18 protein-coding genes, 21 tRNA genes and 1 rRNA gene are annotated in these 21,454 nt (G+C 40.8%); 12 read left to right on the top strand and 28 right to left on the bottom strand.

Going from position 1 to position 21,454, the window contains the following annotated elements; genetic code table 11:
• Window positions 1–54: 54 nt before the first annotated feature.
• The 3 genes from ACIQXV_RS00195 to ACIQXV_RS00185 all read right to left on the bottom strand — a co-directional run bounded on the left by ACIQXV_RS00195 (window position 55) and on the right by ACIQXV_RS00185 (window position 3,812).
• Window positions 55–1,353 carry an ABC transporter substrate-binding protein gene (locus ACIQXV_RS00195; protein ID WP_402954254.1) on the bottom strand — a complete coding sequence of 433 codons (1,299 nt, stop codon included), beginning with the start codon at window positions 1,351–1,353 and terminating at the stop codon, window positions 55–57.
• Between the two features lie 117 nt (window positions 1,354–1,470).
• A complete protein-coding gene (locus ACIQXV_RS00190) occupies window positions 1,471–2,871 on the bottom strand; it encodes a family 4 glycosyl hydrolase (RefSeq protein ID WP_402954251.1) in 1,401 nt (466 codons plus the stop codon).
• Window positions 2,868–3,812, bottom strand: a complete 945-nt coding sequence (locus ACIQXV_RS00185) for a carbohydrate kinase family protein (protein WP_402954248.1) — start codon at window positions 3,810–3,812, stop codon at window positions 2,868–2,870. Before ACIQXV_RS00185 ends, ACIQXV_RS00190 begins: the two co-directional genes overlap by 4 nt.
• Before the next feature lie 409 nt (window positions 3,813–4,221).
• On the opposite strand from ACIQXV_RS00185, the gene ACIQXV_RS00180 reads away from it, so the two are divergent.
• Both ACIQXV_RS00180 and ACIQXV_RS00175 read left to right on the top strand, forming a co-directional pair.
• A complete protein-coding gene (locus tag ACIQXV_RS00180; protein ID WP_402954245.1) occupies window positions 4,222–4,953 on the top strand; it encodes a GntR family transcriptional regulator in 732 nt (243 codons plus the stop codon).
• A complete protein-coding gene (locus tag ACIQXV_RS00175) occupies window positions 4,954–5,568 on the top strand; it encodes a YesL family protein (protein ID WP_402954242.1) in 615 nt (204 codons plus the stop codon).
• 76 nt (window positions 5,569–5,644) lie between these two features.
• Here the strand turns inward: ACIQXV_RS00175 and ACIQXV_RS00170 are convergent, their stop codons facing one another.
• A complete protein-coding gene (locus tag ACIQXV_RS00170; RefSeq protein ID WP_402954239.1) occupies window positions 5,645–6,124 on the bottom strand; it encodes a hypothetical protein in 480 nt (159 codons plus the stop codon).
• Between the two features lie 397 nt (window positions 6,125–6,521).
• Here ACIQXV_RS00170 and ACIQXV_RS00165 point away from each other — a divergent pair, with 397 nt between their 5' ends.
• Window positions 6,522–7,880, top strand: coding sequence for an MFS transporter (locus tag ACIQXV_RS00165; RefSeq protein ID WP_402954237.1), 1,359 nt, complete (start codon window positions 6,522–6,524; stop codon window positions 7,878–7,880).
• 128 nt (window positions 7,881–8,008) lie between these two features.
• On the top strand, window positions 8,009–8,638 hold the full coding sequence (locus tag ACIQXV_RS00160; protein ID WP_402954234.1) for a Crp/Fnr family transcriptional regulator: 630 nt from the start codon (window positions 8,009–8,011) through the stop codon (window positions 8,636–8,638).
• A gap of 9 nt (window positions 8,639–8,647) precedes the next feature.
• Here the strand turns inward: ACIQXV_RS00160 and ACIQXV_RS00155 are convergent, their stop codons facing one another.
• A complete protein-coding gene (locus ACIQXV_RS00155; protein WP_402954232.1) occupies window positions 8,648–9,262 on the bottom strand; it encodes a Crp/Fnr family transcriptional regulator in 615 nt (204 codons plus the stop codon).
• A 174-nt stretch (window positions 9,263–9,436) separates the two neighbouring features.
• Here ACIQXV_RS00155 and ACIQXV_RS00150 point away from each other — a divergent pair, with 174 nt between their 5' ends.
• The 3 genes from ACIQXV_RS00150 to ACIQXV_RS00140 all read left to right on the top strand — a co-directional run bounded on the left by ACIQXV_RS00150 (window position 9,437) and on the right by ACIQXV_RS00140 (window position 13,558).
• Window positions 9,437–11,194, top strand: coding sequence for a thiamine pyrophosphate-requiring protein (locus ACIQXV_RS00150; protein WP_402954229.1), 1,758 nt, complete (start codon window positions 9,437–9,439; stop codon window positions 11,192–11,194).
• Window positions 11,191–11,982: a cyclase family protein gene (locus ACIQXV_RS00145; protein WP_402954226.1), complete on the top strand. Its 792-nt coding sequence runs from the start codon at window positions 11,191–11,193 to the stop codon at window positions 11,980–11,982. The genes ACIQXV_RS00150 and ACIQXV_RS00145 overlap by 4 nt, the downstream gene beginning before the upstream one ends.
• A gap of 82 nt (window positions 11,983–12,064) precedes the next feature.
• Window positions 12,065–13,558, top strand: a complete 1,494-nt coding sequence (locus tag ACIQXV_RS00140; RefSeq protein WP_402954223.1) for an aldehyde dehydrogenase family protein — start codon at window positions 12,065–12,067, stop codon at window positions 13,556–13,558.
• Window positions 13,559–13,749: 191 nt separating this feature from the next.
• On the opposite strand, the gene ACIQXV_RS00135 is transcribed toward ACIQXV_RS00140, so the two are convergent.
• The gene (locus ACIQXV_RS00135; RefSeq protein ID WP_402954220.1) at window positions 13,750–14,418 is read right to left on the bottom strand and encodes a Crp/Fnr family transcriptional regulator; all 669 of its coding nucleotides are present in this window, start codon (window positions 14,416–14,418) and stop codon (window positions 13,750–13,752) included.
• Window positions 14,419–14,462: 44 nt separating this feature from the next.
• Here ACIQXV_RS00135 and ACIQXV_RS00130 point away from each other — a divergent pair, with 44 nt between their 5' ends.
• The 5 genes from ACIQXV_RS00130 (at window position 14,463) to ACIQXV_RS00115 (ending at window position 18,430) form a co-directional block, all read left to right on the top strand.
• Window positions 14,463–15,605 carry an aminotransferase class V-fold PLP-dependent enzyme gene (locus tag ACIQXV_RS00130; protein WP_402954217.1) on the top strand — a complete coding sequence of 381 codons (1,143 nt, stop codon included), beginning with the start codon at window positions 14,463–14,465 and terminating at the stop codon, window positions 15,603–15,605.
• Entirely contained in the window at window positions 15,586–16,191 is a 606-nt protein-coding gene (locus ACIQXV_RS00125; RefSeq protein ID WP_402954214.1) for a YitT family protein, read from the top strand. Before ACIQXV_RS00130 ends, ACIQXV_RS00125 begins: the two co-directional genes overlap by 20 nt.
• Window positions 16,188–17,585 carry an amino acid permease gene (locus ACIQXV_RS00120; RefSeq protein WP_402954211.1) on the top strand — a complete coding sequence of 466 codons (1,398 nt, stop codon included), beginning with the start codon at window positions 16,188–16,190 and terminating at the stop codon, window positions 17,583–17,585. Before ACIQXV_RS00125 ends, ACIQXV_RS00120 begins: the two co-directional genes overlap by 4 nt.
• A gap of 291 nt (window positions 17,586–17,876) precedes the next feature.
• The gene (locus tag ACIQXV_RS29780) at window positions 17,877–18,008 is read left to right on the top strand and encodes a DUF7713 domain-containing protein (RefSeq protein ID WP_483874201.1); all 132 of its coding nucleotides are present in this window, start codon (window positions 17,877–17,879) and stop codon (window positions 18,006–18,008) included.
• 233 nt (window positions 18,009–18,241) lie between these two features.
• On the top strand, window positions 18,242–18,430 hold the full coding sequence (locus ACIQXV_RS00115) for a cysteine-rich CWC family protein (protein ID WP_402954208.1): 189 nt from the start codon (window positions 18,242–18,244) through the stop codon (window positions 18,428–18,430).
• 303 nt (window positions 18,431–18,733) lie between these two features.
• On the opposite strand, the gene ACIQXV_RS00110 is transcribed toward ACIQXV_RS00115, so the two are convergent.
• The 22 genes from ACIQXV_RS00110 to rrf form a co-directional block, all read right to left on the bottom strand.
• Window positions 18,734–18,805 (bottom strand) — tRNA-Asn (locus ACIQXV_RS00110).
• Between the two features lie 6 nt (window positions 18,806–18,811).
• Window positions 18,812–18,888, bottom strand: a tRNA-Ile gene (locus ACIQXV_RS00105).
• Window positions 18,889–18,894: 6 nt separating this feature from the next.
• Window positions 18,895–18,968 (bottom strand) — tRNA-Gly (locus ACIQXV_RS00100).
• A gap of 12 nt (window positions 18,969–18,980) precedes the next feature.
• Window positions 18,981–19,054, bottom strand: a tRNA-Cys gene (locus tag ACIQXV_RS00095).
• Window positions 19,055–19,152: 98 nt separating this feature from the next.
• Window positions 19,153–19,228, bottom strand: a tRNA-His gene (locus tag ACIQXV_RS00090).
• A gap of 5 nt (window positions 19,229–19,233) precedes the next feature.
• A tRNA-Tyr gene (locus ACIQXV_RS00085) sits at window positions 19,234–19,318 on the bottom strand.
• A gap of 37 nt (window positions 19,319–19,355) precedes the next feature.
• Window positions 19,356–19,428: transfer RNA gene (locus tag ACIQXV_RS00080), tRNA-Phe, on the bottom strand.
• 181 nt (window positions 19,429–19,609) lie between these two features.
• Window positions 19,610–19,686, bottom strand: a tRNA-Asp gene (locus tag ACIQXV_RS00075).
• A gap of 3 nt (window positions 19,687–19,689) precedes the next feature.
• A tRNA-Met gene (locus tag ACIQXV_RS00070) sits at window positions 19,690–19,763 on the bottom strand.
• Window positions 19,764–19,934: 171 nt separating this feature from the next.
• A tRNA-Ser gene (locus tag ACIQXV_RS00065) sits at window positions 19,935–20,027 on the bottom strand.
• Window positions 20,028–20,041: 14 nt separating this feature from the next.
• Window positions 20,042–20,115 (bottom strand) — tRNA-Ile (locus ACIQXV_RS00060).
• 10 nt (window positions 20,116–20,125) lie between these two features.
• Window positions 20,126–20,199 (bottom strand) — tRNA-Met (locus tag ACIQXV_RS00055).
• Between the two features lie 16 nt (window positions 20,200–20,215).
• Window positions 20,216–20,288 (bottom strand) — tRNA-Ala (locus ACIQXV_RS00050).
• 21 nt (window positions 20,289–20,309) lie between these two features.
• Window positions 20,310–20,386 (bottom strand) — tRNA-Pro (locus ACIQXV_RS00045).
• Between the two features lie 6 nt (window positions 20,387–20,392).
• A tRNA-Arg gene (locus tag ACIQXV_RS00040) sits at window positions 20,393–20,469 on the bottom strand.
• 13 nt (window positions 20,470–20,482) lie between these two features.
• Window positions 20,483–20,571, bottom strand: a tRNA-Leu gene (locus ACIQXV_RS00035).
• A gap of 9 nt (window positions 20,572–20,580) precedes the next feature.
• Window positions 20,581–20,652: transfer RNA gene (locus ACIQXV_RS00030), tRNA-Gly, on the bottom strand.
• A 35-nt stretch (window positions 20,653–20,687) separates the two neighbouring features.
• Window positions 20,688–20,763: transfer RNA gene (locus ACIQXV_RS00025), tRNA-Lys, on the bottom strand.
• 156 nt (window positions 20,764–20,919) lie between these two features.
• Window positions 20,920–20,992 (bottom strand) — tRNA-Thr (locus ACIQXV_RS00020).
• A 174-nt stretch (window positions 20,993–21,166) separates the two neighbouring features.
• Window positions 21,167–21,242 (bottom strand) — tRNA-Val (locus tag ACIQXV_RS00015).
• A 4-nt stretch (window positions 21,243–21,246) separates the two neighbouring features.
• Window positions 21,247–21,321: transfer RNA gene (locus ACIQXV_RS00010), tRNA-Glu, on the bottom strand.
• A 42-nt stretch (window positions 21,322–21,363) separates the two neighbouring features.
• Window positions 21,364–21,454 (bottom strand): 5S ribosomal RNA (gene rrf, locus ACIQXV_RS00005); the annotation flags it as partial.

Raw genomic sequence — 21,454 nt, 5'->3', positions numbered from 1 at the left:
TGGAATCGAAGGACGTAATCGTCCTTCGATTCATGAAAAAGCCTATTTAGTGTATTAATTTTTTTGCGCTGCTTCTGTTAACTTTTGAGCAGCTTCTTTTGGCGTAAGTTGGCCATTTGCCAAGGCTGGATAGATGTTACTTACTTCGTTTTGTACGTTGTTATGCCATGTCTTTTGGTAATACAAGATTTCATTTTTCGCATTTGCAGATTGACTTAAGAAATCTGCTAAAATCGGAAACTTTTGTTTTACATCGTCCGTGATTTCTACTTTAGGAGAATCAGGAAGCTCTCCTTTCAGCACTAACAATTCCTTTTGATGCTCTGGACTCACAAGAAATTTCAAGAATTCTACAGCAGCATCTGCATGTTTCTTATCTTTCGATAAAACAAAATATCCTTTTTCAGGTGAGTTAAATAAGGTGTTTTCAGGGAATAGTGCAACACCAATTTGCTTATCCAAACCTTTCTTTGCTTTTTTCGTATCACTAAAATCCCCTATCATCCATGGACCGTTTGCAATCATGGCTGTCTCACCATTTAAAAAGTGCATAGCAGCAGTATCATATTTGGCTCCGACCGCATCTTTAGTCGTATATTTTTTAAACATTGTTTGAATTTTTTCTAGAGAATCAACAATGTATGGTTTATTAAAGTCTTTTGGAAAATAGGTGTTCATAAATTCCAATCCCTCTGGACTGTGACTTCCGATCATGGCATTGAACCAAAGAGAGGTAAGCCAGCCTGTCTCTGCTGTATCCATTGATACTGGCGTGATTCCTGCTGCTTTTAATGTGTCAAATTGACTGAACAATTCATCCCATGTTTGAGCTGGCTGTTTAATGCCTGCTTTTTCAAATAGTTCTTTATTATAGTAGTATTGCATCATTCCTCTAAAGGTAGGAAAACCATATACTTTTCCATCGAAGGTATTCACTTCCAAAGACTTGGGATCGAACTGACTTTTAAATTCCCCATCATCATCTAAGTATGGTGTTAAGTCAACCGCTTTCCCTGCTTTGTAGGCAAGATCCAGTAGTCCTAGTGGCGACATCCCAATATCAGGCAAATCACCTGACTGCAGAAGCAGCTTCATTTTGTCTACATAGTTTTGCTCCCCTGCGATTTCTTCTGTAACAACCTTAATTTTACCTTTATGATTGGTATTAAATTTATCTACTACCTTTTTAAACCATTGGGCGTTTGGATCTGTTCCTACATAATAATGAGGAAACTTAATTACAATTTCACCGTTGGCTGTTTCGGATTGTGAACTTGTCTTGGAGCACGCTGACATGACGATTAGCATAAGACCTAATAGTAGTATTCCAAACCTTTTTACTGATTTTTTCACATTTTTCTCCCCTTTGATAATTTTATATTTTTTAAACAAATTAACGTGACATACAAACCATCGTACTACCCTTTTCCATGTAGTAGCGGCATCCCTCCTTAAATGATGGGAAGCTTTTTAATTGGGTAATTCCTGTTGTTCACTATTAAATTGCGGGAGATAGGATTGGTGGACCTCTAAATACTCATCCAATATTGCTTTTGCTACGGTATAAGATGGAACTAGAGGATGTACCGTTAATGCTTTTAATGCTGTGTCATAATCACCGGTAATTGCTGCCTCTACCGTTAACCTTTCATATGTTTTCACAGGCTTCATTAATGACATCGCAACATCTGGAATTTCACCAACAGCTAATGGAAAATAACCATTTTCGTTCACTAAACAAGGAACCTCCACCACATCATCATGATGAAGCCCAGCAATTGTACCGTTATTTGGTATGTTCAATGTCAATACTTGCTGCTTGTTGTATTTAATGCTTTTGATAATATTTAAAGCGAGACCTTCGTAACCTTCCTCTTCATAGGTGATTTCAATTTTTTCTTCTTTCTCGTACACATTATGAACATTGCCAGAAGTTTCACGTGACATATATGTGTTATTTCTCTCTTCCATTGTTTGCTTATAGTCCGCCCAAGCCAGTTCAATGTTTCCTGCTTTCACATGCTCATACAACCGATCTAAAAGAGGTCTTCCTAGTTTAACAATTTGTTCCCCGCGGGTTTCATTTGACTCGTTAATATTTTTTACAGCCTGATCTGTATAATAAAAATAGTAGAGATATTCATTAGGGAGCATCCCGATGTTTCGGATTAGTTCTGGATCAAAAAAGCTAAAGATATGAGAAGAACGTGAAAGAGACTCATAGTTTTCTAGAATTTCAGGAAGTTTATTTTCACCATTAACAATCACCGAAGGCACCCAGCCTAAATGATTTAGTCCAAAGTATGTAGCCTGTAGTCTTGTATGAGGAACACCAAGAAACTTCCCTAATGCATTTTTAATGCCCGCATGTGCATCGCAAATACCAATGACTTTATCATGATGACCATATGTATTGAGAGCTTGTGCAAGGAGCCCTGACGGATTCGTGAAATTCAAGAGCCATGCTTGCGGAGCAACTTCATGAATGATTTTGCTATACTCGATCATCACTGGAATGGTACGTAATGCCATGGCAAATCCGCCAGGTCCAGTTGTTTCTTGACCGATTACTCCATGTTTTAGAGAAACGCGTTCATCAAGGACACGGGATTCTTCTTGACCTACTCGAATAGCAGAATAGATAAACTCAGCACCTCTGACAGCCTCTCTAATGTCAGAAGTAAAAGTCAGTTTAAACGATGCTTGGTGCAGTTTGACAAGGTATTTTGAAAGTTCCCCCATCACCAAAAGTCGATTCTCATCATTATCAAATAGTGTCACTTCGCTTAAATGGAGGTCAGGATGTTTAAATAACCCCTGGATTAATTGAGGAGTTCGCATACCAGCTCCTCCAAGAACAGTTAACTTCATACTAGTTCCTCCGTTTCGTCTTGTTTGTTGGTATTTAAAAACTTTTCTTCTACCTGGTTCCAATAAGGACTCTTAGTTGCCCCTCCTAATCCTTCAACGGAGCAAGCACCACAAAAATTCCCTAATCGAACTGCTTTCTCTATTTCAAATCCTTTTAAAAGACCGGTTAATACACCTGCCGCAAACACATCGCCTGCTCCAGTTGTATCAATTGGATTTTTCTTGTATCCAGGTACGACAACCTCTTCCCCTTTTATACTCACCAAAGCTCCTTTTGGCCCAAGTTTGATGATGATCAAAGTGTCTTCACACCACTTTTGTAAGGTATTTAGTGCATCTTCCGCAGAAGTATTGCTGGTCATATAACAAGCTTCTTTTAAATTGGGTGTAAAAAAGTCACTGAGCTTTATCATTTCTATTAATTTAGAATCCTTTAACCAGTGCTCATCCCATCCGATGTCAAGCGATATTTTCATCCCTTTTTCTTTAGCTAATTGAATGGTTGATAATGACTGTGGCCCAGCTCCCAAGTGGAGGATGGACGCATCGACCTTCTCAATAATAGAGTTCGTATAGTCTTCGAAATTGAAATCCTTCGCATCATCTTGATAAGAAAGAAAGGAACGATCACCACCATAGTTGATGGCAACAGACAGCGTTCGGAGAGGTTGATTTAATTTTTTCATAAGTTTGGTAGATACACCCTCAGATTCAAGGCTCTTTAGCACAAACTGACTTAACACGTCACTCCCAATAGGGGAAATAACCGCCACTTTCAGGCCTAATCTTGCAAAAGCAACGGCAGTAGTATAAGCAGCACCGCATGTGAACTCAAAAGCACCGCAATAAACTTCCTCTCCTGGATTCGGCATTTTTGGTATGGATGAAAATATCACATCGGTGGACACTACGCCTTGAACGATTACATCGTATTTTTCCATGTGTCTCTCCTTTCGTCGCGTTAAACTCATTATGTTGTTATTACAACTGAACACACGAACATGGTTTTATCGTGTGTCCAAAATTTTAGGGAGATATTCATATTTATTACTTTTAGAGGGAAAGCGGTTTCAAATTCAAAAATATTTATTAAGCTGCAATTTTCTCGAGGTAAAACAAAGGAGTACTTGTTATGTTGTTACTACATCCAATGTTAGTACATAGACAAAGGAACGTCAACATTAATTTTACTAATATTCTAAATTTATCATAAATATATAATTTACCCCTTATAGGACAACGTTTCCCGACACTTAATTAAATGTATCAAAAAAATCTAAACTTTCTTTTTTCATCAACTTGTTATAACATGATTACAATAGAGATTAATTTTAAGGACGAGTGAAATATATGAAAAACAAAACTGGAACTGCATTGTATTATTCTATTAAAGAAAAAATTCTTGAGCGGATCGATCAAGGATATTATCAAGTTGGGGGGAAACTGCCGAGTGAGACTGCTCTTTGTTCGGAATTTGAGGTTAGCCGGACTACCATTCGTTTAGCACTTCAACAACTTGAACAAGAAGGACGAATCTACAAATTACAAGGAAAAGGAACCTTCGTTGCACAACCAAAAATTCAAGAAACTCTTACTCTAACGATTAAAAGTTTTTCAGAGCAAATGAAGAGTATAGGACTGCAGGCTCATTCCGAAGTGTTAAGTATCGAAACAATACCTGCGACTTTATTTCTTGCAAATTCGTTAGATATACAACCGAACGACCCTGTCTTTAGGCTTGTTCGTTTGCGGTTTGCCGGGCAAAAACCTTATCAGCATTCCACATCCTATGTACCTTGGAAAGTAGCACCTAACTTAATTCATGATGATTGTTCAGGCTCTTTATTTGAATTGCTCAAAACGAAATATGGTTTGAAGCTCTTAAAATCTATTGAATCGATCGAGCCTGTAATCCCAACACTGCCGATTAGTAAATTATTAGGGATTCCCGAGAACACCCCATCTTTCCAATCAGAGTCCCTTACTTATTCAACTGAAATGGTCCCAATCGAATATTCATCCACAATTGTTCGAGGGGATTTTGCAAAATTTGTGACTGAACGATATTATCAAACTAATTAAATGGTTTTAGGGAAAGTGAGGATATTTATGAAGGTGCAATACGTGAAGTTTTTTTCCATAACTGAACGTATATCGAATCTCTTTTTTTTAAATCTACTTTGGATTATAGCATGTTTGCCAATCTTCACTATTTTCCCTTCAACAGCAGCTATGTTCGGAGTTTTTAGAGAATGGGTGACTAAAAAGGAAACGAGAATTTTTCGAATTTTCTTTCAAAAATTTAAAGAAAATTTTAAGCAAAGCATGGTTCTTGAGCTTGCTTGGTTATTCTACTTAGGTATTGCATTTGCCAATCTTAGTATTTTGGACAATTTTAACAGTGTGTTTCGAACGGTTATTTTATCTATTTTAATATCCATAGGTATTTTGCTTTTCCTTATGTCCATTTACATGGTCACATTAATGGTTCATTATAATCTCTCGATACCAACATTATGGAAGAATTCCTTCCTCCTGTCCTTAACCTGCTTACCATCGACTTTTTTGGTAATTCTGATTATATGTGTTATGGCAGCCATCACCTATTTCCTGCCAATCGTTTTAATTTTTGTTTTCAGCGTCACAGCTTATTTACTCTTTTTGCTTTGTTTTAGAGCGATAATTGGTATTATATGAGAGTTCCACGGGGACGGTTCTCATTGTCTTTTTGGTTGTGAAAAAGGCAAGCAGAACCGTCCCTTTGGTCTCCCCCTTATTCCCCTATTGCTTTCAGTTCCTCTAATCCAACCATGTTAATGGTGTATGGTTGTTTATAATCTTTGTCTAGTTGCGCTGATACTTCCTTGCGAATTTGCTCTTCTATCTTCTGATCCTTTTTCTCTAGGGATGTTCCGATGGTAATCACAAGCTGATCAGTTGTAGAGTAGGTGAAAGAATTGACTTTGTACGCCTCTTTCTTAGCCACTAACCCTTCGAAAATCACATAAAGATCTTTTTTGAGTTTTGTTTCCTGATCCAAATTAATGAGGTTCACAGTTCGAATATCCAAAGAAAATTCATTATACTTTCCTTTTTGATAGGCTTGAATGATAGTTCGAACTTCATCAACACGTTTTTCTGTATCGGGAAGGATGACAAATATTTCATCGAGCCCTCGGTTCATGCCAACGTAATCGACACTATACCCTTTATCCTTGATTAATGTTTCGATTTTTTTTGCTTCCTCAATCATGATGCGATTGATTCGTCTCATCGATGCATAAAAATTAGCTTTAAACGGGAGAATTTTGAAAAAAAGTTGCCACAGGTAGTTGCCAAGGTGCCATGGGGACGGTTCTCATGGCTTTTTTCATTGTTAAAAAAACCACCAGAACCGTCCCCATGGTTCAGATAACAATACGGAAAACATGTTAACCCGTTAACAGTTATACTACTAATTTGGAATTATAATGAAAGAATAATTCCAATCTTCTGTGATATTACAATACGATTTCTTTTTTATGGAAGGAGGATATCAAGAGCTAAGTTCACAGCGATAAATGTAAGCGGATTCACAAATTCGACATCTGGGTCAAGATTACGAAAAACTTAACGATAAGAAAAAGTTTATGATCAAAGGAGATGTTTTTATGAGCCAAACTTCACATGCTAAAGATGGATATTCGAAAAGCCCTACAGGTTTTCAAAATGGACTTACTAATGAAAATAAAGCAATTCCCGGCATTACTTTCCTTGTGGTAATGATCTGTTGGTTTGGCATGTTTGCAGAAGGTTATGACTTGGCAATCTATGGTGCTGTCCTTCCAACATTAATGGACGACCCAGCATGGTCCTTATCTCCGGCAGCGGCAGGTTCTATCGGAAGCTATGCCCTCATTGGAATGTTAATAGGGGCGGTGTCTGTAGGGACTATTACTGACATTTTGGGGCGGAAAAAGATTATGATCATTTGTCTATCGCTATTTTCTGTCATGATGGTTTTCGCGGCAATGGCACCCTCTCCTGAACTATTCGGATTATTCCGTTTTATTGGAGGGATTGGATGCGGTGGGATCATTCCAACAGCATCTGCCTTAACCATTGAATATTCCCCTCTTAAACGCAGGTCCCTGATGTATGCGATGATGTATACAGGATACGCATTTGGCGGTGTTTTCTCAGCCTTAGTCTCCATGTTTTTCCTTGGCGAATATGGCTGGCGATTAATGTTTTTTGTTGGTGCAGCACCGATTCTTGCTGTTCCTTTCATGATTAAATTTTTGCCTGAATCCATTGATTTTCTTGTAGCGAAAGGCAGACACGCAGAGGCAACGCGTCTTGCGAACCGCTATAAGATCTCCATTGAATCGATAAAGGAAAGTCAATTGAATAAAAAGCAGGAAACGAAAAGAAAAACGAATAGGGTTGCAACACTTTTTTCGAGACAGAATATTCGGGCAACCATGTTTTTCTGGGTTACCTTCTTTTTGGGCTTGTTTATGATTTATGGATTGACAACATGGCTGCCTAAAATGATGAGGGAAGCCGGGTATCCACTTGGTTCAAGTCTCGGACTTTTGTTAATGCTCAATCTTTCAGCCGTTGCGGGATCCCTTTTAGCTGGTGTTGCAGCAGATCGCTGGGGTTCAAAAAAAGTCATCAGTATTTCCTATTTACTTGCGGGTATTTCCATTTCATTATTAAGCATAAAGTCATCGATGATTATCGTTTATTGCCTTGTTGGATTCGCAGGTTTTGGGACGATTGGTACCACGTTAATCCTAAATGCGTATATTTCAAAATACTTTGACGCGGGAAACCGGGGTACAGCTTTAGGATGGGCACTTGGGTTTGGCAGGATTGGAGCTATTTTAGCACCCATTCTGGTTGGATTATTTATGTCCTGGAATTTTAAACTCTCGACGAACTTTTATGTCTTTGCTTTTGCGGGTATCATGGCTGCGTTATCGATTTTATTTATACCGAAAAATAGAAACGGAGAAATTTAAAAGTTTGATAGGGCTGAACTATAAGTATATTCATATTTATAGGACTTAGCCCTTTTCATTTTATTTCAATTTATTATAGACAGTCAGATTGATTGATTCCGTGCCGGTTAACGAAAGGTGGAGATACTATGTTGATCCTTAAACCTAAACAAAAAAATTGGACACATTATCTTAAATATGGACAAAGAATGTTTTTTAAAAGAAATTCAATCATTTTCAAAGAAGACTCATGTGGAGAAGAAGGATTTTACTTTTTGCAAAAGGGAGTCGTTAAAATATATACCAGCGCGTTTGCTGGAAAGGATCAAATCATAGATATTATAACGGAAGGCCAGGTGTTTGGTGAGCAAACGGTTGATAGACAGCCCTATTTTTCAACAGCACGGGCTTTTGAGGATTCTGTGGTGTATTTCCTTCCATACAGTACAATTAAGGGTTTGATGAAGGATGATCATGAACTAAGATTATTATTTTATCATTCTCTCGGAAAAAAAATAGGGCTCCTATTAAACAATATTCTAATTCATTCTCTGCCTGCCGAGCAGCTTTTGGCTCGCTGCATTTTAAAAATTAGGAAGCAATATAACAACAACAGGATTCCGTTGACACAACAAGATCTTTCTAAATACACTGGGTTAACAAGGATTACCATATACAAACTCTTCAAAAAGTGGGAGAATCAATACATTTTAGTAGAAAATAAGAATATAACCGTCCTCAATCCCCAAGGTCTAAAGGAAATAGCAGATATTTCTTAAAAAAAAGGTTTAAATAAATAGTTTTAACTTGTGTCTAATTTTTTCTATATCATGTAAGTAAATGATTCGATCACTGATTGTGATGATATTTTCCCTTCTCCACTCTTTTAATTTTTTCCATACCGTCACACGTGACATACCAACAAAATTAGATATAGTGGTTTGGCTTAAGGGAATTTCACTTTTTCCTGTTTTTTCATAGAACCGATTAAACAAATGTGCTAGTTGAACTTCAACAGGGGCATTTAAAATGGATTTTATGTCCATTAACATTCGAACTTTTGAAGTAAGAGATAGACTGATATCCTCAGCTGCTTCCGGAACGTTTGTACATAAATCTGAAAAGCTTTTTAGGGAGAAATAATATAAACGAGAATCTATTGTTGTTTCTGCTGTAGTGAGATAAGAAGATTCATGGATACCATGTTCACCTATTAGCTCTCCAGGATAGCAATAATCGATGAGCCGTTCGTCCCCATTGTCACTAACGATGCTGATTTTGATTTCTCCCTCTTTTAAGTAATAGAATCCTGTACCAAGATCACCCTGTCTAAATAATAGTGAATTGCTTGGAAGGTGAAGAAGTTGTCCATAACTTTCCCAGCTGAATCGTTTATTGTCCATCAAGTTTCCTTCTCCTCTCTCTATGAAAATATAGGGAAGTTATTTTTTCTAATAGTAACATATTTTTGTAAACGTTAACAAATAAAGACAGGTATGTTAACTCGTTAACAACGGAAGACGGATTGCAGTTATAAAATAATCATATACACATTTCCATAAAAAGGAGGACTTGTATTGTATACAACGAGTACTGCATTTTTAGAAGCATTACAAGAAGCGGGTGTTTCCTATATTTTTGCCAATTTAGGAAGTGATCACCCAGCAATCATTGAGAGTTTAGCAGCGGCGAAAAAAGAAAATACGAAATTGCCAACCGTCATCACCTGCCCTCACGAATTTGTCGCTTTAAGTGCCGCACATGGTTATGCCCAGGCGACGGGTAAACCTCAAGCAGTTATGGTTCATGTAGAGTGTGGAACGCAAAACCTTGGAGGGGCGATCCATAACGCAGCCAAAAGCAGGGTTCCCGTATTAATTTTTGCCGGTGCTTCACCATACACACAAGAAAACGAGTTAACTGGGAGCAGGAATGAATTCATCCACTGGATTCAGGATGTCTTTGATCAACGCGGCATTGTGCGCGGATATACAAAATATGATAATGAAATCCGCACAGGTGCCAATGTGAAGCAGCTTGTCCATCGTGCCCTGCAAATTGCCAAAAGCGACCCAATGGGGCCGGTTTATCTAATGGGTCCACGGGAGGCTATGGAAGCAAAGGCTGAACCTGTCACGATTAATAAAGAACTTTGGGAACCGATCTCACCAAGTGCTATTCCTCCCCAACAAGTGACAGAATTAACGAATGATTTAATCGCAGCCAAAAATCCACTTATTGTCACATCCTATCTAGGTAGAAACCCGGAAGCGGTCAGCCAGCTTGTCCGTTTAAGCGAGCGTTTAGCCATTCCTGTCATTGAATCGATACCACATCAAATGAATTTTCCAGCTGACCACCCAATGCATTGCGGTTCCTATTGGAATACGGAGAATCAAAACGAATTACTCGCTGAATCAGATTTTGTCCTTGTAGTAGATAGTGATGTCCCCTGGATCCCAATGAAAAATAAACCGTCTGAAAAGGCAACAGTATATTATATCGACGTGGATCCGTTGAAAGAACAAATGCCATTGTGGTATATCCCTTCCAAGCGGTTCTTTAAAGCAGATTCAAATGTGGCTCTTCAGCAAATAAACCAATCTTTAGAAAATAGCAGCGATGTAGACGAAGACATAGTGGCTAAGCGCTGGAAGAAGTTCTCTGACATTCATAATGGTCAATGGGAAGAAAAACGCCGGATCGAGCAGGTAGAAAGTGATGTCATTACCCCCGAGTTCCTTACTGCTTGTATAAGAGAAGTAATCGATGAAGATACGATTGTTTTGAATGAGGGCATCACAAATTATGGAGTCATTTCTAATCATATTGAAGTAAATACACCAGGTTCATATTATGGAAGCGGTGCTGGTTCTTTAGGTTGGAATGGCGGCGCAGCCATCGGAATGAAATTAGCCAAACCTGATAAAACCATTGTTAGTCTTACGGGAGACGGTTCCTATTTATTCAGTATTCCATCTACTGTCCATTGGATGGCAAAAAGATATAACACCCCGTTTTTAACGGTCATCTACAATAACCGTGGCTGGAAAGCCCCAAAACAATCAACCTTGGGTGTTCATCCACATGGTATAGCCAATGAAACCGACCAATTTTTTGTGAATTTTGATCCGCCAGCCAATTTGGCAAAAATTGCCGAAGCCGCTGGCGATGTCTATCCGATAACTGTGAAGGAACGCTCCGAACTAAAAGATGCCCTAAAAAAAGCCATGCAACTTGTGAAAGAAGGGCGCACGACTGTAGTAGATGTTTATATACCTCATGTTTATTCAAGTGAAGATGAAAAAGTAAAAATGGAGGTAGAAACAATATGAGTGTAAAAACAACTATTTTAGGTGAAGTGCTAAACGGGCTCCTTAGTGAACGAATCAAAGTGGTGGATCTATCCCAGATTTTGAATGAAAAAACACCTGTCATGAAGCTGCCAGAACCATTTGCGAATACAGGGGGATTTAAGCTTAAACCGTTATCCAATTTTGATGAAAAAGGCCCTGATTTTTATTGGAATGACTTTGTTGCGGGGGAACATTGCGGCACACATTTTGATGCCCCCGTCCATTGGATTTCGGGCAGGGATCATGATTCCGTAGATACAATGCCGTTAAATAACATGATTGGCGAAGCCTGCGTCATCGATATAAGGAAAGAAGTCTCAGAAAATCCGGATTATTGTCTTTCAGTGGCTGATATTCAACGTTTTGAAGAACAGCATGGAGAAATTCCTAAACATTCATGGGTACTAATTCATACGGGATGGGCTAATTTTGTAGACGATCACGAAAAATTTTATAACATTGGCGAAGATGGTCTGCCGCATACGCCTGGAATTACGAAGGAAGCCTCGATCTTTCTTGCCGAGGAACGGGATATTCTAGGGGTTGGCGTGGAAACCGTCGGGACAGATGCAGGGATTGCTGGCGCATTTAATCCCCCCTTCCCTAATCACTATTATATGCACAAAGCAAATAAATACGGTCTCGCTCAATTGACAAATGTGGATCAACTGCCAGCAAAAGGCGCGATTCTAATCGTGAATCCATTAAAAATTGAAAAAGGCAGTGGCAGCCCTGTCCGAGTTATCGCGTTGGTTGAAAAAGAGTAATACACTTTAACGACAATTTGATTGCAAGTGTCAAGTCACTCATTTTTTTGAGGATATATCATAATAATTGGAGGGTATTGTAATGGAAACAACTAGTGAAAAAGTGACGGTAGACCTTAAGCTTGACGAAACGTACGGCGCGTTTATTAATGGTGAATTCGTAGAGCCGTCCAATGGTTATATTGATGCTATCAACGCAGCAAACGGAAAATTACTGTCAAAAATCGCCAGATGCGGAAAAGAAGAGATTGACCGGGCAGTAACAGCTGCGAACGAAGCATTTAAAGGATGGTCTACTACGCTGATCGAAGAGCGATCCGCTTTACTTCATAAAGTTGCTGATGTACTAGAAGCAAACCAAGACCGTCTTAAAATGATTGAATGTCTGGACACGGGCCGTCCGATTCATGAATTCGACCTGGATTACCAGCTAGCAATCTATCAATTTCGCTATTTCGCTTCTGCAATCTTAACATATGAAGGCGCCTCGAGACCTGTTCAAAACGGACATTTAATTGTTAAGAAAGAGGCTCTTGGCGTTTGTGCGCAAATTATTCCTTGGAACGTACCGATGATAATGGTTTCCTTTAAGCTGGCTCCGGCGCTTGCCGCAGGAAACACGGTCGTATTAAAACCTGCAGAAGATGCGAGCCTTTCCACGATGGAATTTGCTAAACTTTTACAAGAAGTTCTGCCAAAAGGTGTCGTGAATATTGTTCCAGGTTACGGAACGGAAGCAGGCCAAGCACTGATCGATCATCCGGATGTACACAAGCTCGCCTTCACTGGAAGTGTTGATGTTGGGCGTTTAGTTGGTAAAACAGCTGGAGAAAGAATCCTGCCAGTCACCCTGGAACTTGGCGGGAAAGCCCCGCACATTGTTTTTCCAGACGTAGATATTGATCGTGCAGTGGAAAATGCAACACTCGGATACACCTTCTTTAACGGACAAAGCTGTATTCTTGGAACGCGTCTCTTCATCCATGAGGACATTTATGACGAGTTTGTAGAAAAATTAATTGCCAGAGCAAAAGAAGTAAAAATTGGTGACCCGACGGACCGATCCACAAGAGTAAGTGCTCTGATTAATGAGAAACAAGGTAAGAGTGTACTCGGCTATTTCGAGATCGCTAAAGAAGAAGGCGCTAAAATCCTCTATGGTGGCAATCGTGTTACGGTTCCAGGTAACGAATATGGCTATTTTATTGAGCCAACCATCATTGAAGCTACGAGTGAGATGAGAATTGCCCAAGAGGAAATTTTTGGACCTGCCGCCACGGTTACACGATGGAGCGATATCGATGATGTCATCAGGATGGCAAATGATGTTGACTACGGTCTCGCGGCAGGTATTATGACAAACGATCTTGAAAATGCTTTAGACACTGCGAATAAACTGCAGGCAGGAAGTGTTTGGATTAATCAGTACTTTAACTTCCAGTCCGGCGCACCATTCGGCGGCTTTAAGAACAGTGGCGTCGGCCGGGAATATAGTAAGGAAGCATTGGATAACTATACACAATCGAAGACAATTGTTGCAGCGTATCAGTTGCCGCCAGCTGGGTTTTTTAAATAGTTTAATATAAGAAAAATGACAAAGCCAAAACAGCTTATTTCACTGTTTTGGCTTCTTTTTATCCCTTTGCCAAGTTTTTCTAAACTCGATACCGAATTCACTTCCATAAACTTTACTCATTTCAGCTCCAAAGCGCAAAATATTCACTGAATTCAAACATTTTGTAAAACGTTTTACAGAACTTAATTGTTTTAAACATTAAACTTATCGTAGGTTAAAAGTTTGAGAGCGTCCATTGAATGAATGAGGTATTGCTTATTTACTTTACTGACAATTCCCTTTTCTTGCAGGGAAAGCATGACGTTAGAGACGCTTACTCTTGAGGAGCCGACAACCTGAGAAAGTTCTAGATGGGTAAATGGGATGGTGATGAAAACACAATCTCCTGTTCTTTCTCCAAATGTTTCTGCCAGCTGCACGAGCACAAACATAACTCGTTCCTCTATTTTGGAAAAGCTCATTAATTGGGTTTGGACCAGCAAGGCATTTTGTTTTTGGCTCATGGATTGCAATGCATGTTCAAAAAGGCTTGGACTTGCCCTGACTGTTTCTTGGAATATAGCTCGGGGAATTCTAATAACTTCTATATTCGTTGATGCAGCAGCACTATACGGATATATTTTCGTAGTCCAAACATTGCATTCACCAATGAGTGATTTCGCTCCGACAACAAACAAATGCCGTTCTTCGCCGGAAGGAGACAGCAGGTAGGCTCTTATACGCCCTGCTAGAATGAAATAAACATCCGATAAGGGCTGGTCTTCCATAAATAGGCAGGTACCCTTTGGGTAAGACTTGAGCGTCCCTTTTTGCTTAAAGATATCAGGTTCCCACATCCCTTTCTCAACCCATAAATTCATGTGCGCGCCTCCTTTAACCAGACTGATAGAAAGGAAGAAAAGTAATGAATCATCCTTTTAAAGAACAACGAAAGCTTTTTCCAACATTAGCAAATACCATCCATTTATCCAGTTGTTCACAAAGTGCGATCAGCTTGCCAGTGAAAGATGCCATAAATAAGTATCTTGAAAGCTGGACGGAAAATGGCATGGATTGGATGGGCTGGATGGAGCGGGTTCAAGATGCTAAAAATGAGTTTGCTGCATTAATTAATGCCGATCCCGAAGAGATTGCTGTTTTATCTAGTGTGTCTGACGCAGCCTCTGCTTTTGCCGGTGCCCTTTCCTTTACAGCTGAGCGAAATAAAGTCGTCACCACAGATATTGATTTTCCTTGCATTGGACATGTTTGGCTTTCTCACGAAAGGAGAAACGCACAAGTAACCTTTATCCCTGTGGAAGAGGATCAAACAATTTCATTTGAATCCTACGAAACAGCGATTGACAGCCAAACACTTGTTACGTCCATCCCACATGTGTCCTATTATAACGGCTTTAAGCAGAATTTGAAATCGCTTTCTTCCCTCGCTCGCAGTAAAGGGTCCTACGTATTTGTCGATGCCTACCAGTCCGCCGGAAGTGTCTCGATCGATGTCAAAGATAGTAATGTGGATGCGCTCGTGGCAGGAGCCCAGAAGTTTTTACTTGGAGTTCCCGGAATTGCCTTTATATATGTAAAAAAAGAACTGGCCAATCAATTAGAACCACTGACAACAGGATGGTTTAGCCGGAAAAATCCATTTGCTTTTACAAATCAAGTTTTAGACTATGCAGATGGTGCGCGAAGGTTTGATACAGGAACACCGCCCATGATCAATGCTTATGCCGCCCATGCAAGCATTTCCCTCCTTAATGACATTGGCGTCGAACGGATTGAAACGTATTTACAGCATTTATCTAAGGTCTGTCTAGAAACCGCTCAAAAACACCAACTCGAAATCGCTAGTCCTTTAGATACTGCGCAAAAGGGAAGCACTACCGCTATTCGGGTGAAAAATGCTGCCTATTTAGAAGGTCACTTGAAATCCCAAGGAATCATTGTATCAGCCCGTAATGATGTACTTAGAATCGCTCCGCATTTTTATAACACAGAAGAAGAAATTATCCGGACCATTGAGGCGATTGCCCATGCTCTTATTACAAAGTAAAAAAATCGCAGCGATTTTTATAGGCACTTTCCTTGTAGCTGCTGCTTATTATGTTTTTCAAAAACCAAATGGCATAACGGCACCGGGATTGGGGGGAATTGCCGTGATCTTGGCCAACTTCCTGCATTCCCCCTTAGGACTTGTCTATTTTATACTCAACATTCCATTATTTTTAATCGGATACCGTTCCATCGGTTCCTCCTTTGCCTTTTTTAGTTTGATTGGAATGGGAGCACTTTCTCTCTTTTTAGCCGTTTTATCAACAATACCTACCCTTCCTTCACCTATTATTGGGTGTATTTTAGGGGGATTACTTTCAGGGATTGGGATTGGGATTGTCATCCAAGCCGGTGCCACAACGGGCGGACTCGATATTGCCAGTGTTGTGATTACAAAGCATTTTCCCTTCATAACAATCGGAAAAACCATGATGGCCGTAAATGGCTGTGTACTTCTTTTGACCTTTTTAACAGATGGATTAGATCATACCGTTCTTACTTTTTTAAGCATTATCATTGCAGGAAAAAGCGTCGATTCATCGATATCCGTTATCGGGCGATATAAAAAAGAGGGGGCAAGTTTATGAAGGATCATTTAGTAAAGCAAGAAGAGGGTCTGCAACGGGCGCTTACCGACCGTCAACTCACGATGATTGCCATTGGCGGGGCAATCGGAACTGGATTATTCATGGGAAGCGGGATTGCTATTGGCTATGCTGGGCCAGGAGTTCTAATCAGTTATGTGATTACGGCATGTATTGCTGTAATCATGATGTTTAGTCTATCAGAAATGGCGGTTGTTCATCCGACAGCCGGCTCCTTTGGCACATATGCTGAAATGTATCTAAATTCTTGGGTTGGATTCTTAGTTCGTTATATGTATTGGGCTGCCCAAGTAATCGCCATAGGCAGCGAAGCGGTCGCAGTGGGAATATACATGCAATATTGGTTCCCCTCGATTCCTATTTGGCTTTGGACACTTGGGTTTGGTGCCATTATTCTGTATGTTAACAGTCGTTCTGTAGGAAATTTTGGATCAATAGAATATTGGTTTGCTATGATTAAAGTGGTAGCCATTATCCTCTTTATCATTTTTGGAATTTCCGTTGTATTTGGGATTGGACACTCGGAATCCGTTGGTTTTGGTCATTATACCGATAATCAAGGTTTCTTTCCACATGGGTTTAAAGGGGTTTGGATGGGTGTACTCATGGCCATTTTCTCCTTTTACGGGGTAGAAATCATTGCAGTTACCGCTGGTGAGTCTAAAAATCCACAAAAAGCAGTCCCAAAAGCAATGAAAACCATGATTATTCGTTTATTCCTTTTTTATATTCTGTCATTAGCCATTATCCTGGCCATCGTCCCTTGGGCACATGCCGGTGCAACGGTAGTGGAACAAAGTCCTTTTGTGAAGGTCTTTGAAAATTCCGGAATTCGTTATGCGGCAGGAATCATGAACTTTGTCGTCCTAACGGCGGCCTTATCAAGCATGAACACAAATCTTTATCTCACTTCCAGAATGCTTTTCTCGCTTTCAAGAGGGAACTACGCACCGAAATCTCTAGGGAATTTAAACAAAACCGGCACTCCTGTGAATGCCATCCTAGCTTCTAGCGGTGGTGTCTTGGTTGCCAGTCTTGTTTCTTACTTTAGCCCAATGGCTTTTAACTATCTTTTTGGGGTAGCATTATTCGGGGGAATCCTCGTATGGATTATTATTTTAGTAAGCCATCTAAACTTTAGAAATAGTGTTCATTTACAACATCCAGAGCCACTGCCTGTAAAAGCCCCATTATTCCCGCTATTACAGTGGATTGGAATCATTCTATTAAGCGCTATTCTGATTACGATGGCCTTTTCATCAGACTTCCGGGTCGCATGGCTAGTTGGAGTACCGTTTATCATCATCGTTAGCATCATCTTCATCCTTCGTCGAAAAACAATTCCAGCTGGAATCGACAATCAAGTAAAATCCTAAAAGTTATAAAAAAGAATGTTTTGGGCATAAACAGATATATTTCCAGATTATCACCTTCTTTCCTTGCTACAAAAGGAAGGAAAAAGAAAACCACCCTCAGGGACGGTTCTGTTGGATTTTTTCATTGGTAAAAAAACCAACAGAACCGTCCCCTTGGTCACCCCTGGTCGAAATCACCCTTCAAAAAAATGTATCATAAGGTTAAAATAATAGAATAGAAATTGTGAAAAAGGAGCTGAGTATTGTGGGACCGCAGCCAAGCAAAGTAACATATACATGTAATGGTAAAATATGTCAGATGAACAAACTAATGGAAAACTACCAGTAATTCAAATGGCAGAAGACAATTACAGCTGGAAAGAGTTAGGTAAATACCTAATGACATATGTAGGATATCAGATAAAAATTGACATTATTGATTAGAGAAGAAAGTACAGAATTTCCACCCTTAACAACTAAAGGAAATAAATACTAGGGATGCATGATTACGATGATCAGCTTCCCATTAATTTTAGTCCCTAATTCCGTAAAAATCATTTAATCAATCGTTTGGGCAAAGACAACATAGAACGACAAGCTCAAAAATTTAAAGGATGCGTTACAGAGCTGGAAATCTACATTTATATATATTATGAGGAAATTAGGGAGGATTGGAATTGGCGAATAAATATTGTCCTATATGTGGAGAGGAAAACAATTGCATGACAGGTCCTGGAGAACACGGTAACTGCTGGTGTGATATGGAGGAATTCCCCAATGGTATTTTCGAATTAGTGCCAATGGAAAGTCGAAGAAAACATTGTATTTGTAAAAATTGCTTAAATAAATATAAGGAAGAACAGTAATATTATGTCGATCCATGCAGCGGTGTAAAATAAATCGATAATTGGGCACAAAAATGACTCCTGGGGACGGTTCTTAAGGTCTTTTCATTCACTTTTTCTTGTTCAAAAAGCCACCAGAACCGTCCCCTTGGTTCCAAGTTTCCGTTTCCGGCACCTTTTCGATATCTGGATTGGGGGAGAGAATCGAACTCTTCATTTCATCGAAGTAGGGCCCTTCTACTTGGACGTTTGAATGGATGACAGGCACCAACACAAAAAAAGCAGAGAACCTTTGCTCTCTACTTCTACTTTTAAAAATAATGACTCCGCAGGTAGGACTCGAACCTACGACCGATCGGTTAACAGCCGATAGCTCTACCACTGAGCTACTGCGGAATAATATGGTGGGCCTAAATGGACTCGAACCATCGACCTCACGCTTATCAGGCGTGCGCTCTAACCAGCTGAGCTATAGGCCCACATTTTGGAGCGGGTGATGAGAATCGAACTCACAACATCAGCTTGGAAGGCTGAGGTTTTACCACTAAACTACACCCGCATGCTAGAAATTTGGAGGCAACACCCGGATTTGAACCGGGGATAAAGGTTTTGCAGACCTCTGCCTTACCACTTGGCTATGCTGCCTAACTTTGGCTGGGCAATCTGAACGTGAACCAAAGCATACTGCAATCAAACCACGATGCTTTATTTACTGCTTGGTTATAGCCCAACATGAATAAAAATGGGGCGGCTGATGGGAATCGAACCCACGAATGCCTGAACCACAATCAGGTGCGTTAACCACTTCGCCACAACCGCCATGATGGTGGAGGGGGACGGATTCGAACCGCCGAACCCTGAGGGAGCGGATTTACAGTCCGCCGCGTTTAGCCACTTCGCTACCCCTCCATATATAAAAAAAAAGAAAAGCATATTAGGTAAATGATGGCTCAGGACGGAATCGAACCGCCGACACAAGGATTTTCAGTCCTTTGCTCTACCGACTGAGCTACTGAGCCGTTTTAATATAGTCTCCTAAACTTTTATTAGGATCATCCTTTGCTCAAAAGAACTTTCGTTCTTTCTCGCAGATTGCCGCAGAAGCAATTTCGGTGATGTAAGCAATCTGCTCTACCGACTGAGCTACTGAGCCATAGAAAAAATCTATATCAACGGCATTTAATATACCGGAATAAAAAATGGCGGTCTGGACGGGACTCGAACCCGCGACCTCCTGCGTGACAGGCAGGCATTCTAACCAACTGAACTACCAGACCAAATTGCGGGGACAGGATTTGAACCTGCGACCTTCGGGTTATGAGCCCGACGAGCTACCAGACTGCTCCACCCCGCGACAATAATAAATATTAAATTTTGTCCATGCTCAATGTACCCATGGACTGTATCAATCTCAGAAAGCATATGCAAGCAGCAGCTCGATTGATACAACTCGCAGATTATTCATTGAAGCAACGCTCGTTGCTCCACCCCGCGACAATAGAAATTATAAAGCTTAAAAATAATATGGAGGAGGAAGAGGGATTCGAACCCCCGCGCGGTTTGACCCGCCTGTCGGTTTTCAAGACCGATCCCTTCAGCCAGACTTGGGTATTCCTCCAAATGAGATATAAATGGACCCTGTAGGACTCGAACCTACGACCGGACGGTTATGAGCCGTCTGCTCTAACCAGCTGAGCTAAAGGTCCATTAATGCGATAGCGGCGGAGGGGATCGAACCCCCGACCTTACGGGTATGAACCGTACGCTCTAGCCAGCTGAGCTACACCGCCATTTTTTAAAAAACAATGGAGCCTAGCGGGATCGAACCGCTGACCTCCTGCGTGCAAAGCAGGCGCTCTCCCAGCTGAGCTAAGGCCCCATAATGTGAATGTAAACTTCCTGGTCGGGAAGACAGGATTCGAACCTGCGACCCCTTGGTCCCAAACCAAGTGCTCTACCAAGCTGAGCTACTTCCCGTTTATATGGCGCGCCCGGAAGAAGTCGAATCCACAACCTTCTGATCCGTAGTCAGACGCTCTATCCAATTGAGCTACGGGCGCATTATTCTATAAATGGTGCCGAGGACCGGAATCGAACCGGTACGGTAGTCACCTACCGCAGGATTTTAAGTCCTGTGCGTCTGCCAGTTCCGCCACCCCGGCTTGAAAGAGAGCGGAAGACGGGATTCGAACCCGCGACCCCCACCTTGGCAAGGTGGTGTTCTACCACTGAACTACTTCCGCATAAAACAAGCAAAAAAAGAGAATGGAACTTATTATGGTGAGCCATGAAGGACTCGAACCTTCGACCCTCTGATTAAAAGTCAGATGCTCTACCAACTGAGCTAATGGCTCGTACTATAATGATTCACTAATCTTTTATTGTGGTAAGTCAGATGCTCAAAAGAACTTTCGTTCTTTCTCGCAGATTGCCCGCGGGTGCTTATTCAATGAAGCCCGCAATCTGCTCTACCAACTGAGCTAATGGCTCGTACTAAAATAAAGAAAAGGTGCCGGCGAGAGGACTTGAACCCCCAACCTACTGATTACAAGTCAGTTGCTCTACCAATTGAGCTACCCCGGCGTATAATTTAGAAAAATATTAAGTTCGTTTACGCTGTCTTTGTTACCGTCATCCTGACCTCAGAAAGCTTATGCAAGCAGCAGCTCGGTCAGTATGCTGATGTTTATTCAGGGAGCTTATTCGTTCGTGCTCTACCAATTGAGCTACCCCGGCAAAAAGTATTATAAAAAATTATGGTGGAGGATGACGGGATCGAACCGCCGACCCTCTGCTTGTAAGGCAGATGCTCTCCCAGCTGAGCTAATCCTCCAAAATGGTGACCCCTACGGGATTCGAACCCGTGTTACCGCCGTGAAAGGGCGGTGTCTTAACCGCTTGACCAAGGGGCCATAATGAATTTTCGGCAAAATAATAGCCCCAAAGGGGCTATAGCCTGGCAACGTCCTACTCTCACAGGGACGCATGTCCCAACTACCATCGGCGCTGAGAAGCTTAACTTCCGTGTTCGGTATGGGAACGGGT

The organism is Neobacillus sp. NPDC097160, assembly GCF_044762155.1.
Lineage (GTDB): Bacteria > Bacillota > Bacilli > Bacillales > Cytobacillaceae > Neobacillus.
The sequence above is the reverse complement of the archived record's forward strand: the minus strand, read 5'-3'. Positions and strand labels throughout refer to the sequence as shown.

What these genes read in the sequence shown, in the direction of transcription:
- ACIQXV_RS00190 (WP_402954251.1), bottom strand. Translation starts at nt 2,871, where the DNA reads ATGAAGTTAACTGTTCTTGGAGGAGCTGGTATGCGAACTCCTCAATTA.
- ACIQXV_RS00185 (WP_402954248.1), bottom strand. Translation starts at nt 3,812, where the DNA reads ATGGAAAAATACGATGTAATCGTTCAAGGCGTAGTGTCCACCGATGTG.
- ACIQXV_RS00180 (WP_402954245.1), top strand. Translation starts at nt 4,222, where the DNA reads ATGAAAAACAAAACTGGAACTGCATTGTATTATTCTATTAAAGAAAAA.
- ACIQXV_RS00175 (WP_402954242.1), top strand. Translation starts at nt 4,954, where the DNA reads ATGGTTTTAGGGAAAGTGAGGATATTTATGAAGGTGCAATACGTGAAG.
- ACIQXV_RS00170 (WP_402954239.1), bottom strand. Translation starts at nt 6,124, where the DNA reads ATGATTGAGGAAGCAAAAAAAATCGAAACATTAATCAAGGATAAAGGG.
- ACIQXV_RS00165 (WP_402954237.1), top strand. Translation starts at nt 6,522, where the DNA reads ATGAGCCAAACTTCACATGCTAAAGATGGATATTCGAAAAGCCCTACA.
- ACIQXV_RS00160 (WP_402954234.1), top strand. Translation starts at nt 8,009, where the DNA reads ATGTTGATCCTTAAACCTAAACAAAAAAATTGGACACATTATCTTAAA.
- ACIQXV_RS00155 (WP_402954232.1), bottom strand. Translation starts at nt 9,262, where the DNA reads ATGGACAATAAACGATTCAGCTGGGAAAGTTATGGACAACTTCTTCAC.
- ACIQXV_RS00145 (WP_402954226.1), top strand. Translation starts at nt 11,191, where the DNA reads ATGAGTGTAAAAACAACTATTTTAGGTGAAGTGCTAAACGGGCTCCTT.
- ACIQXV_RS00140 (WP_402954223.1), top strand. Translation starts at nt 12,065, where the DNA reads ATGGAAACAACTAGTGAAAAAGTGACGGTAGACCTTAAGCTTGACGAA.
- ACIQXV_RS00135 (WP_402954220.1), bottom strand. Translation starts at nt 14,418, where the DNA reads ATGAATTTATGGGTTGAGAAAGGGATGTGGGAACCTGATATCTTTAAG.
- ACIQXV_RS00130 (WP_402954217.1), top strand. Translation starts at nt 14,463, where the DNA reads ATGAATCATCCTTTTAAAGAACAACGAAAGCTTTTTCCAACATTAGCA.
- ACIQXV_RS00125 (WP_402954214.1), top strand. Translation starts at nt 15,586, where the DNA reads ATGCTCTTATTACAAAGTAAAAAAATCGCAGCGATTTTTATAGGCACT.
- ACIQXV_RS00120 (WP_402954211.1), top strand. Translation starts at nt 16,188, where the DNA reads ATGAAGGATCATTTAGTAAAGCAAGAAGAGGGTCTGCAACGGGCGCTT.
- ACIQXV_RS29780 (WP_483874201.1), top strand. Translation starts at nt 17,877, where the DNA reads ATGTCAGATGAACAAACTAATGGAAAACTACCAGTAATTCAAATGGCA.